Genomic DNA, 10762 nt, shown 5'->3' on the forward strand with positions numbered 1-10762 from the left:
CCGCTCCCTTGCTCCTCCGCTCCTCGCAGAGACCGCTTCGCTGGATCTCTGCGGGGCCCCAAAAACGTCTTGCCGAAAAGAAAACGCACCGTGCACGGTGTAAAAGAAAAGGCGCGTCTCCACAATGCACCCGAAGGGTGCATTGTGGAGACGCGGGCCTTAGAAAACCCCTGTACGAGTTGGCCCGGTGCAATCGCTTGGTGCGGGTTTGGCCCGATCTCGCTTTGCCTCTCCGCCCGCGACCAAGAAGTGCGAACTTGGGGTGCAAGACCGATTTGGCGTACCTCTCTTTCCGCTGCCGCTGCCCTGACGATTGTAGAAGAACAGGCTCACAAACTACGCCAGACGCCTTCAACTTGCGACCGGGGATTGCGGAGTTGGGCCGTTCCTTTTTTCACCCCTACCGCCCAGGCAGCGCTGAGCAAAGCGGGGAGCGCGGGAAGAGAAGCAGGGGCCTTTCGATGAGCACCCCACCCCAGCACACGCCCCACCCGCGGGAATTGCACCCCCAAAAATCGTACCATGTCCGGCGCGAGCCGGTAGGAGGCCATCCAGGAACCGGAAGCACCGACTCCGAAGACCCCCGCTGTGCGAAGTTGACCCCTAAAAGGGGTCAGCTTTGCAAGGAACAGCGTTTTTCTTTTGGACCGTGCACGGCCCGTTTTCTTTGGCGCAACCAAAGAAAATGGGGGGTGCATTCCCGTGGGGCAAAGCCACACACCCCCGTCCCGCCCCCGTGGGGCGGCCTCTCCCGTCCCCGCGCCGTGCGCGGACACCTCCCGCCCGCCGGGCGGACATCCCCGTCCCCGCGCAATGCGCGGTTACCCCGCCCCGCCGGGCAAACACCCCCGTTCCCCTCTCGGGGAACAAAAGGAGGCCCCCTATGTCCCATACCGCCGAGATCATCGCCGTAGGCACCGAGCTGCTCCTCGGCAACATCGCCAACACCAATGCCCAGGTCCTCTCGGAGAGCCTCTCCACCCTGGGCATCAACGTCTTCTGGCACACCGTGGTGGGCGACAACCCGGACCGGCTCCGCCAGGCCCTGGACATCGCCCGCCGCCGGGCGGACATCCTCATCACCACCGGGGGCCTGGGCCCCACCTACGACGACCTCACCAAGCAGACCATCTGCTCACTATTTGGAAAAAAGCTGGTGTTCCACCCCGACATCCTGGAGGACATCCGGGTGTTTTACGAGTCCGCCCTCCACGTGCCCATGCCGGAGAACAACGCCCAACAGGCGGAGCTGCCGGAGGGCTGCGTGATCTTCGACAACCCGGTGGGCACCGCCCCGGGCTGCGCCTTCGACGCCGGCGGCGTTCACGTGCTGATGCTGCCCGGCCCGCCCCACGAGATGGAGACCATGCTCCGCCGCTGCGCGGAGCCCTACCTCCGCCGCCTCTCCCGGGAGGTCATCGTCTCCCGGGACATCATGACCTTCGGCATCGGGGAGTCCTCCGTGGACCAGCTGCTCCACGAGACCATGTGCCGCATGGAAAATCCCACCCTGGCCACCTATGCCAAGCCCTCGGAGGTCCGCCTCCGGGCCACCGCCAAGGCGGAGAGCGCCCAGGCTGCGGAGGCCATGCTGGCCCCGGTGGTGGCGGCGGTGCGCGCCGCCCTGGGGGACGTGGTGTATGGCGTGGACGTGAAAGGGCTGGAGGAGGTGTGCCTCCATCTCCTGAAGGAGCGGGGCCTCACCCTGGCCACCGCCGAGAGCTGCACCGGCGGCCGGGTGGCGGAGCGAATCACCGCCCTGCCCGGGGCCTCCGCCGTGTACCGGGGGGGCGTGGTGAGCTACTGGACGTCGGTGAAGGCCGGCGTGCTGGGGGTGCCCCAGGCGGTTCTGGACGCCTACGGCGCCGTGTCCGAGGAGACCGCCCGGGCCATGGCGGAGGGTGCCCGGCGGATCACCGGGGCGGATCTGGGCGTATCCGTCACCGGCGTGGCGGGCCCGGACCCGGACGAGCGGGGCGTGCCCGTGGGCATCGTGTACATCGGCCTGGCCACCCCGGAGGGCACCTTCTGCCGGAAGATGGACTCCGGCAGGCGGCGCCGGGACCGCATCCAGAGCACCGCCAGCAACCACGCCCTGGACGTGGTCCGCCGGTATCTGACCGGCCTGCCCATCACATCCACACCGCTGGAGGGAAACCCATGAAAAAAGTGCGCATCACGGTTTTGCAAAAGATGTTCAACCGGGACCTTGCCGCCCAGTACGGCGCCGAGGGCCTGGCCCCCTGCCCCATGCTGCGGGAGGGGCAGGTGTTCTACGCGGATTACGCAAAGCCGGAGGGCCTTTGCGACGAGGCCTGGAAGGCCATCTACCAGTACGTCTTCGCCCTGGCCCACGGCGCCGGGCGGAAGACCTTCTACTACGGCGACTGGATTCGGACGCCGGGGGTGGCCATCTGCTCCTGCAACGACGGGCTGCGCCCCGTGATCTTCAAGCTGGAGGCCACGGAGGAGGAGAGCCGTCCCGGCGATACGCCGGTGACGAAATGAAAACAGAGGCCGCGCAAGCGGCCTCTGTTTTTTTGCCTCACCCCAGGGCCACGTCCAACACCATCATGATGAGAAACCCGGTGACGAAGCCGCAGGTCCCCGCCCGGCTGTGGGCCTGGGGCACCAGCTCCTCCACCACCACATACAGCATGGCGCCGGCGGCGAAGCTCAGCAGCCAGGGCATCAGCGGCTGGGCCCAGGCCGCCATCAGCACCACCAGAATGCCGAAGAGGGGCTCCACGATGCCGGAGAGCATCCCGCCGACGAAGGCCCGGCTGCGGCTCCGGCCCTCCTGCCGCAGGGGCAGGGCCACGGCGGCCCCCTCCGGGAAGTTCTGGATGCCGATGCCCAGGGCCAAGGCCGCCGCCCCGGCGAAATTCTCCCCTGCCGCCGCCAGGGCAAAGGCCAGGCCCACCGCCATGCCCTCGGGTACGTTATGTAGGGTGATGGCCGTCATCAGCAGGGTGTTCTGCCGCCAGACGGGATTTTCGTCCCGGTTCTTCCGCAGCCGGGGCAGCAGGCCGTCCAGCGACGCCAGGAACACCACGCCCACCAGCATCCCCGCTGCCGCGGGCAGCCAGCCGGGGAAGGTCCCGTCCGTCCCCGCCTGGTCGATGGCGGGCAGCAGCAAGCTCCACACGGAGGCCGCCGTCATCACGCCGGCGGCAAAGCCCAGCATGGCCCGCTGGAAGCGGGGCTTCGGCGTCCCGGCAAAGAAAAACACCACGGCGGCACCCAGAGTGGTCATCAGAAAGGTAAATCCGGTGCCCAGCGCGGCCCAGCCAAGAGAACGCAACATAATCATCAACGCTTTCTATATGGATTCGAGCGGAGCACCGCCCGTATGCCAGTATAAGCGCCGCTGGAGGGCCGGGTGCGGAGGCCCCGAGGCGGCGCCCGCCGCCCTCCTGCTCCCTTTTCGCCGGTTTGGCCCGTTCCCCCCGGCTTCCGGCCCGATTTCTTCCGCCGGACCGGCCAAAGCCCCACGGCCCTCTTTTTTCTCCCGCTGGCCGGTTTCGTTGGACAGCCGGGGCGGGCCGTGGTAGAATGGCCCTACCCGCCGGGCGGCCCTGCCCCCGGCGGCCATTCTTCCTTCTTTGGAGGTGACCGCGCCATGGCGGATATCCCGGCCATCAAACTCTACACTCTGACGGTGGACTGTCAGGACCCCTACGCGCTGGCGAGCTTCTATGCGGCGCTGCTTCAGTGGGACATCCCCTTTCACGACGAGGACTGGGCCTGCGTGGGCGCCCCGGGCGCGGCCCAGGGGGCGTACCCCGGCATCCTGTTCCAGCGAAATCCCGCCTACCGGCCGCCGGTGTGGCCCGACGCCCCCGGCGCCCAGCAGCAGATGGCGCACCTGGACTTCGCCGTTGCCGATCTGGAGGCGGCGGTCCGGCACGCGGTGGACTGCGGCGCGTCCGTGGCGGAGGCCCAGTTCTCCGACGGCTGGCGGGTCATGCTGGACCCCGCCGGGCACCCCTTCTGCCTGTGCCAGATGAAGCCCGTTCTGGAAAGCCCCCTGTGCGGCCTGCTGTAAGGCCCGCGGCTCTGCAAAAACGGTCCGGGCCGTCCCCTATGGGACGGCCCGGACCGTTTTATCGTTTGGGGATGGGGGGCGCCCCGCCCTCTCACAGATAGAGTCAAATCAGCGACAGCGCCAGACGCAGGGTGTAGCGGTTTGCATTGCGGGTGTGGCGGTACCCCTCCGCCACAAAGTAGAACAGAATGGGGGCAGTGAACGCCCCGATCAAGTGGAGGCCCGCATAGAGCGGACCGCGATTGGGCGCCACCAGATAGGCAACGTGGTCGATGAACATGGTGAGCATCGCCAAGCCCTTCAGCGTATTTGCGGAAAACCCGGAGAGCGGTCTCGTTTCCATGGTGCCGTTCCTCATTTCTTCTCTTTCTTCGGCCCGCGCCGCTTCTGCACGCCGGCGCCGGGTCCTCCCGCTACCACGCCGGCCCGGCTTCCACAAGGAAAATTCCGCCTGGAACCACACCGCCGCCCCTTGCATTTTCCCGGCGGCTGTGCTATGGTGAGGGTGGACATACAATGGAAAAGGCTCATATAATTTCGCTGTGCAGATGGCGCGAAAGTTTCTACGGGGCCGCCGAAAGGCCCTGCTATGAGTGTTCGATCGATGGGGGCAGCCCCATGCGGGCGGACGCTCCTTTTCTTTTGTGTCGAAATCTTGCAAATGAGGTGTTTGTATGGCTTTGACAATCCTGAAAGGCACCGTGGTCTCCGCCCCCGCCCTGGGGCGGCTGGACGTCACGGAGCACGGCTACCTGGTGGCGGAGGACGGGATCATCACCGGCGTGTACCCCGTCCTGCCGGAGCAGTGGGCCGGGGCGGCGGTGGAGGACTTCGGCGACGCCCTGATCCTCCAGTCCTTCGCGGACCTCCACCTTCACGCCCCCCAGTACCCCATGCTGGGCATGGGCATGGACCTGCCCCTGCTGGACTGGCTGAACGCCTATGCCTTCCCCACCGAGGCCCGGTTCGCCGACCCGGACTACGCCCAGACGGTCTACCGCCGCCTGGCCAAGGAGCTGATCCGGGGCGGCACCACCCGGGTGTGCATGTTCTCCTCCCTCCACCGGGAGGCCACCCTCATTTTGATGGAGGAGCTGGAGCGGGCGGGGGTCACCGGCTACGTGGGCAAGGTGAACATGGACCGCAACGGCGCCCCGGGCCTCCTGGAGGAGACCACGGAGGCCTCCATGTCCGACACCCTCCTCTGGCTGGACCAGTGCCGGGACTTCTCCCATATCCACCCCATCCTGACCCCCCGGTTCACCCCCTCCTGCACCGACGGCCTCATGGCCTTCCTGGGCCGCCTGGCCCAGGAGCGGGCGCTGCCCGTGCAGTCCCACCTGTCGGAAAACCGGGCGGAGATGGACTGGGTGGCCCAGCTGCACCCGGACTGCGCGCAGTACTGGGAGACCTACGCCAAGTACGGCATGTGGAACGGGCGCACCGTCATGGCCCACTGCGTCTGGTCCGACCCCCGGGAGCGGCGGGCCATGGCGGAGGCGGGCGTCACGGCGGTCTACTGCGCCGACTCCAACCAGAACATCTGCTCCGGTGTGGCGCCGGTGCGGGCCATGCTGCAAGAGGGGGTGAAGGTGGCCCTGGGCAGCGACATCGCCGGGGGCGACCGCCTGTGCATGTTCGACGTGGTGGCCTCCTCCATCCGGGCCTCCAAGGCCCGCCGGATTCTGGACGGCTGGGAGACGGACTTCCTCACCGTGCCGGAGGGCTGGTACCTGGGCACCTCCGCCGGGGCGGCCTATTTCGGGGAGGCCCCGGGCTTCGCCCCGGGGAACCCGCTGCACGCCGTGGTGCTGGCGGACGGAGACCTGCCCAGCCCCCACCCCCTCACCCCCGCCGAACGGCTGGAGCGGTGCGTGTACCTGCGCCAGGACGGCGCGGTGCAGGCGGTGTGGTCCGCCGGACGGAAGGTCTACGCCGGGGCGTGAGCGCCCCGTGCCATACGAAGAAGCGGCCGCCCTCCCGGGCGGCCGCTTTTGAAGTTGTCGGAAACGTGCCTGCGGCACGTTTCCGGGAAAGGCCCACTCCCTGCGCGCCCACGGCGCGCAGGCCGCACCCTTGCGGGCCAGGCGGGATGTCCCGCCGCGTATCCGCCGCGGCAGGGCAGGCGCTCCTCTGCGTCCGCCGTTCCGGCGGCGAACCGCTGCGGCTTTTTCGGCAGGCTTCTCCGCCCGGGCCGGACGCTATTCCGCCGTGAACCGGCCGGGGTCCCGCAGGGCCTCCAGGGTCTGGGCGGAGGGGGTGTAGGAAAATGTCAGCAGGTCGCTCAAATCCAGCTGGGGCACCGCCTCCGCCAGGGCCGCCGTCCCCGCCTCCAGCACTTGCAGCACCACGGTGTCCCCCTCCGCGGGGACGGTGAGCCGCAGCACCTCCCAGTAGGTCTTCTCCGCCGCCGGGTCCTCCCCGGCGCGGAGGGTCTTCTCCTGATAGTAGACATAGGTATACAGGGCCGCGGGCACCGCCCCCTCCAGGAAGGTCCCCTCCCCCTCGGTGAAGCTGTTCAATAGCTCGTCCAGCTCCGCCAGGGGCTCCGGGTCCGCCACGGTCTCCACCACGGCGCCGCGGGCGTCCAGAATCTCGTAGTAGCCGCTCTTTTCGGCGTCCGGGTCCTCCGGCCCGCCGCAGCCCGTCAATACCAGGCTCACAAGCAGCGCCACGGCCGCCAGGCGGCCTCCTTTTTCTCTCATCGTCTCTCCTCTCAAAATAGGTGGATCACTCCCATGGTCAGCATGGTGACGAGAACTCCCGCCGCCACCAGGCCCAGCAAAATGGCGGGCAAGGCGTGGCGCAGGCGGATATCCAGCAGCGACGCCACCAGCGCCCCGGTCCAGGCGCCGGTGCCCGGCAGAGGGACGGCCACGAAGAGCACCAGCCCCGCCAGGCGGTATTTGCGCACGATACGCCCCTTCAGGTGGGCCCGCCGCTCCAGCCGGGCGATCCGCTCCCCCAGCCACGGCACGTCCCGCAGCCAGTCGAACACCCGGCGGACCAGCAGCATGATGACGGGCACCGGCAGCAGATTTCCCAGAATGGCGGCGGCGCAGGCCGCGGCGGGGGGCAGCCCCGCCGCCACCCCCACGGGGATGGCCCCCCGCAGCTCCACCACGGGGATCATGGCGGTGCCGAAGGTCAACAGCAGTTTTTCCAGCACAGTATCCAACCGGTTTCCTCCAAACGGGCCGGCGGCCTCCGGGGTATCCCGGCGGCCGCGGCGGTGTGATGGGTTCGATTATTCCAGGTTCAGGTGCTTTTTCAGGCAGTAGGCGGTGATGCCGTAGAAGATGGCGCTGTAGATCACCACGGCCACAATCATCGTCCACATGACCAGGTGCATTCCGGCCATCCCCTCCACACTCCAGTCGGGCAGCATGTGCAGAATTCCCGTCATGTCCAGGATCTGCAGCACCGCGGCGGCCAGCATCTGCACGGCGAACTGAATGCCGAAGAAGAACACCACGCTCCAAAGCCCCTTGTGGTTGGCAAAGCCGTGGCCTGCCGCCAGGGCGGCATAGAACTGCAGGCACAGGGCGCAGCAGCCCATAAAGCAGAGCAGCAACAGCTCTCCGGCCAGCGCCGCGCCGTTCAATCCCAGCTCCAGGGTGATGTCCCGGAACAGCTCCGAAAGCCCCCGGAAGAACTGGGAGATGAGGCCCACGTCGTAGGCCATCACCAGGCCCGCCGCGCCCACCGCCACCAGGGTGAGGGCAAACCACACGGCGGAGACGATGAGCTTGCTCCAAAGCTGCTGGTGGATGGAGGCGGGCAGGGTGAGCATCACGTAGCCCTCGTCCCCCAGCAGATTCTTCCCAAACCGCTGGACCATCACCACCACGCTCATCAGGCACACGCCGAAGATGGCGAAGGTAAAGGCCATGACCAGCAATCCGCCCAGCAGATTCAAGAACCAGTAGTGCGTCTCCAGCAGGCCCCGGGTGGAGATGTTGGCGCCCACGGCGGTGGCCAGCAGCACCAGGTACAGCGGCAGCATGATCCGCCCGGTGGCCCGGAACTCATGCTTCATCAGCTTGATCAGCATTTGAACACCTCCCGGAACAGCGCGTCCACGCTCATGCCCTTCTCCTCCCGGATTTCATCCACGGTGGATTGGAGCACCAGGCGGCCCTGGTTGATGAAAATCACCTCGTCCAGCACCTTCTCCACGTCGGAGATCAGGTGGGTGGAGATCACCACGGAGGCCTCGGGGTTGTAGTTGCCGATGATGGTGGAGAGGATGTAGTCCCGGGTGGCGGGGTCCACGCCGCCGATGGGCTCATCCAGCAGGTACAGCTTCGCCGCCCGGCTCATCACCATAATCAGCTGCACCTTCTCCCGGGTGCCCTTGCTCATCTGCTTGATGCGCTGCTTGGGCTGGATGTTCAGGTGCTGGAGCATCTCCTCCGCCGCGTCCCGGCGAAAGTCGGTGTAGAAGTCGCCGTAGAAGTCCAACAGCTGGGTGGTGGACATCCAGGTGGGGATGGCCGTCCGCTCCGGCAGGTAGCTGACGGCGGCGTGGGTCTCCCGCCCCGGCGCGGCGCCGCAGATGGAGATGGCGCCCTGGCTGGGGGTCAGCAGCCCGTTGGCCAGCTTGATCAGGGTGGTCTTACCGCTGCCGTTGGGGCCCAGCAGCCCCACGATGCGTCCCGGCTCCACCACGAGGCTCACGTGGTCCAGCGCGGGGGTATGGCCGTAGTTTTTGCAAAGGTCTTTACATTCCAGTACCGACATGGGTCATTCCCTCCTCCTGTGTCTCCTGCCGCAGCAGGGACACGATTTCTTCTCTCCGGTAGCCCAGGCGGACCATGGCCGCCAAAAACGCGTGGATATGGCGCTCCGCCAAATCCCGTTTCGCCGCTTCGATCATCGCCTTGTCCTCCGTCACAAATCTGCCTGCGGTCCGCTGGCTGTACACCAGACCGTCCCGTTCCAGCTCCGTCATGGCCCGCTGCATGGTGTTGGGATTCACCCCGGCCTCCGTGGCCAGGTCCCGCACTGACGGCAGCCGCTCCCCCGGGGGAAACATGCCGGAGACGATGCCCACCTTGATCTGCTCGATCAGCTGGGCATAGATCGGAGCGTCATTGGAAAACTGCCATCTCATCCATCCCGCCTCCCTTTCGTGTATTGTTGTGTTAAGCAATTAATACAATAACACATTCCAGGCATTTGTCAAGGGGAAACGCGAAAGATTTTTAAATTTTTTTCGCCGCCGAACAGACCGCACCCCGGCGGGCCGCTGGCCCGCCGGGGTGCAAAGGCGCTGAACCTCTCTCATTTCCGGGCTCTCCGGCGTCCCCATACCAGAACGGCGCCGCCGCCCGCCGCCAAAATCAGCCCCGGCAGGAGGTGGGGCACGTACAGCCACAGCAGCCGGAAACGCCGCTGGAAATCCTCCGCCGCCAATAGAAAGCCCACCGCCGGCAGCGCCTGGGCAACCACCCGCAGCAGCCACAGAAGGCCCCCCGCCAGGGGAAGCCAGCCCAGGCGTCAGCCCCTGTGCCGCAGCCATGCCTCCAGCGGCGGCTCCGGTGCCGGGGCGGCGGACGGCTTTGCAACGTCCTCCCCGTCTTTCAGCAGGTAGTCCGTGGTGACGCGGAAGTGCCTGCTCCGCCGGACCGCCTTCTCCGTCTCCGGTAGCGTCTCATCCCGCTCCCACTTGCTGACGGCCTGGCGGCTCACGCCCAGCAGCTCCGCCAGCGCATCCTGGCTGAGTCCCTCCCGGGCCCGAAGCGTTTCCGTTTCTCTCCAAAGGTTATGGCTTGTGCTCCCTTCGTCCTCTGTGCGAAGGATAGCAAAATTCCGCCCCGGGTTCCAGAAACCCAGGGCGGAATTTTCGCAGCTCCCGGTTGCGGGAGGGTGGCGATCGGCCCTCAGCGGTATTTTTTCTCCAGAATCTCCACCACGTCCGCCAGGGCGTCCCGCTCCGCGTGGGACACCAGCGTGGCCCCGCAGGTCCGGACGGCCTCCACGCAGTTGGCGGGGGCAAACCCCTCCGCCGCCGCGGTGAGCATGGAGATGTCGTTGGCCTCGTCCCCGGCGCAGTACACGTGGTCCATGGAGATGCCCAGCCGGTCCGCCAGACGGCGGACCATGCCGCCCTTGTTGGCGCCCCGCACCGTCATCTCCAGCAGCGTCTTGCCGGAGTAGATCAGCTCATAGTCCCCGCTCCAGCCCTGGGCGTCCAGGAAGGCCCGGACCTCCTCCAGCGCCTCGTGCTCCGCCTCGAACAGCAGCTTTCCCAGGGGCAGGGGCACGTCCAGCAGCGTGGGGGCCTCCGTCACCCCCACCTTGGTCAGGTGCTCATGCTGGCGGGTGATCTCATTGGGGTGGACGGCATGAATCACGTTGTCGATGTGATAGGCCTCCACCGCCACCTCCGGAAACCGCTCCAGCACCGCCTGTCCCCGCTGCCGGGCCTCCCCGTCCAGCGTGGTGGTCTCCAGATACTCCCCCCGGGCAAAGTCGTACAGCGCGGCGCCGTTGCACACCACGCCGGGGGCGTTCATGGGCACCAGGTCCGCATACTTGATGAAGGCCGCCAGGGCCCGGCCGGTGGCCACCGCGAAGCGGCCGCCCTCCGCCATGAAGCGCTCCAGCGCCGCCCGGTTCCGGGGCGACAGGGGGGGCACCGGGCGGCCGGTGCGAAGGGCCGCCTCCGTGTAGATCAGGGTGTTGTCAAAATCGCTGGCCAGCAGGACC

At 67.2% G+C, this 10762-nt stretch carries 14 protein-coding genes and 1 riboswitch; of the genes, 4 read left to right on the forward strand and 10 right to left on the reverse strand.

Features of this window, described 5'->3' with window-relative positions; translation table 11 throughout:
• Positions 1–883 precede the first annotated feature (883 nt).
• On the forward strand, positions 884–2164 hold the full coding sequence (locus QZS21_RS10905; RefSeq protein WP_295583294.1) for a competence/damage-inducible protein A: 1281 nt from the start codon (positions 884–886) through the stop codon (positions 2162–2164).
• Positions 2161–2508: a TIGR04076 family protein gene (locus tag QZS21_RS10910; RefSeq protein ID WP_295583296.1), complete on the forward strand. Its 348-nt coding sequence runs from the start codon at positions 2161–2163 to the stop codon at positions 2506–2508. The genes QZS21_RS10905 and QZS21_RS10910 overlap by 4 nt, the downstream gene beginning before the upstream one ends.
• A gap of 37 nt (positions 2509–2545) precedes the next feature.
• Here the strand turns inward: QZS21_RS10910 and QZS21_RS10915 are convergent, their stop codons facing one another.
• On the reverse strand, positions 2546–3307 hold the full coding sequence (locus QZS21_RS10915; RefSeq protein ID WP_295583298.1) for a ZIP family metal transporter: 762 nt from the start codon (positions 3305–3307) through the stop codon (positions 2546–2548).
• 315 nt (positions 3308–3622) lie between these two features.
• On the opposite strand from QZS21_RS10915, the gene QZS21_RS10920 reads away from it, so the two are divergent.
• On the forward strand, positions 3623–4048 hold the full coding sequence (locus QZS21_RS10920) for a VOC family protein (RefSeq protein WP_295583300.1): 426 nt from the start codon (positions 3623–3625) through the stop codon (positions 4046–4048).
• A 103-nt stretch (positions 4049–4151) separates the two neighbouring features.
• Here the strand turns inward: QZS21_RS10920 and QZS21_RS10925 are convergent, their stop codons facing one another.
• Positions 4152–4391 carry a TraX family protein gene (locus QZS21_RS10925; RefSeq protein WP_295583303.1) on the reverse strand — a complete coding sequence of 80 codons (240 nt, stop codon included), beginning with the start codon at positions 4389–4391 and terminating at the stop codon, positions 4152–4154.
• Between the two features lie 164 nt (positions 4392–4555).
• Positions 4556–4658, forward strand: a riboswitch (purine riboswitch).
• A gap of 64 nt (positions 4659–4722) precedes the next feature.
• Here QZS21_RS10925 and QZS21_RS10930 point away from each other — a divergent pair.
• A complete protein-coding gene (locus QZS21_RS10930; RefSeq protein WP_295583306.1) occupies positions 4723–5994 on the forward strand; it encodes an amidohydrolase family protein in 1272 nt (423 codons plus the stop codon).
• Positions 5995–6249: 255 nt separating this feature from the next.
• Here the strand turns inward: QZS21_RS10930 and QZS21_RS10935 are convergent, their stop codons facing one another.
• From QZS21_RS10935 to QZS21_RS10970, 8 genes are all read right to left on the reverse strand, one after another.
• Positions 6250–6753 (reverse strand): hypothetical protein, encoded by a 504-nt coding sequence (locus tag QZS21_RS10935; protein WP_295583307.1) that lies wholly within the window; start codon positions 6751–6753, stop codon positions 6250–6252.
• Positions 6754–6764: 11 nt separating this feature from the next.
• Positions 6765–7217: a small multi-drug export protein gene (locus QZS21_RS10940; protein ID WP_308589537.1), complete on the reverse strand. Its 453-nt coding sequence runs from the start codon at positions 7215–7217 to the stop codon at positions 6765–6767.
• 78 nt (positions 7218–7295) lie between these two features.
• The gene (locus QZS21_RS10945; protein WP_295583309.1) at positions 7296–8102 is read right to left on the reverse strand and encodes a hypothetical protein; all 807 of its coding nucleotides are present in this window, start codon (positions 8100–8102) and stop codon (positions 7296–7298) included.
• A complete protein-coding gene (locus QZS21_RS10950; protein ID WP_295583311.1) occupies positions 8096–8791 on the reverse strand; it encodes an ABC transporter ATP-binding protein in 696 nt (231 codons plus the stop codon). Before QZS21_RS10950 ends, QZS21_RS10945 begins: the two co-directional genes overlap by 7 nt.
• On the reverse strand, positions 8772–9164 hold the full coding sequence (locus QZS21_RS10955) for a GntR family transcriptional regulator (protein ID WP_295583313.1): 393 nt from the start codon (positions 9162–9164) through the stop codon (positions 8772–8774). The genes QZS21_RS10950 and QZS21_RS10955 overlap by 20 nt, the downstream gene beginning before the upstream one ends.
• A gap of 170 nt (positions 9165–9334) precedes the next feature.
• Positions 9335–9502, reverse strand: coding sequence for a hypothetical protein (locus QZS21_RS10960; protein ID WP_295583316.1), 168 nt, complete (start codon positions 9500–9502; stop codon positions 9335–9337).
• Between the two features lie 48 nt (positions 9503–9550).
• Positions 9551–10036, reverse strand: coding sequence for a helix-turn-helix domain-containing protein (locus QZS21_RS11675; RefSeq protein WP_308589539.1), 486 nt, complete (start codon positions 10034–10036; stop codon positions 9551–9553).
• A partial coding sequence (locus QZS21_RS10970) for an HAD-IIB family hydrolase (RefSeq protein ID WP_295583318.1) occupies positions 9934–10762 on the reverse strand: 829 nt, incomplete at its 5' end. The genes QZS21_RS10970 and QZS21_RS11675, both read right to left, overlap by 103 nt.

The sequence above is a fragment of the uncultured Oscillibacter sp. genome (assembly GCF_900544955.1).
In the GTDB taxonomy this organism is placed as follows: domain Bacteria; phylum Bacillota; class Clostridia; order Oscillospirales; family Oscillospiraceae; genus Oscillibacter.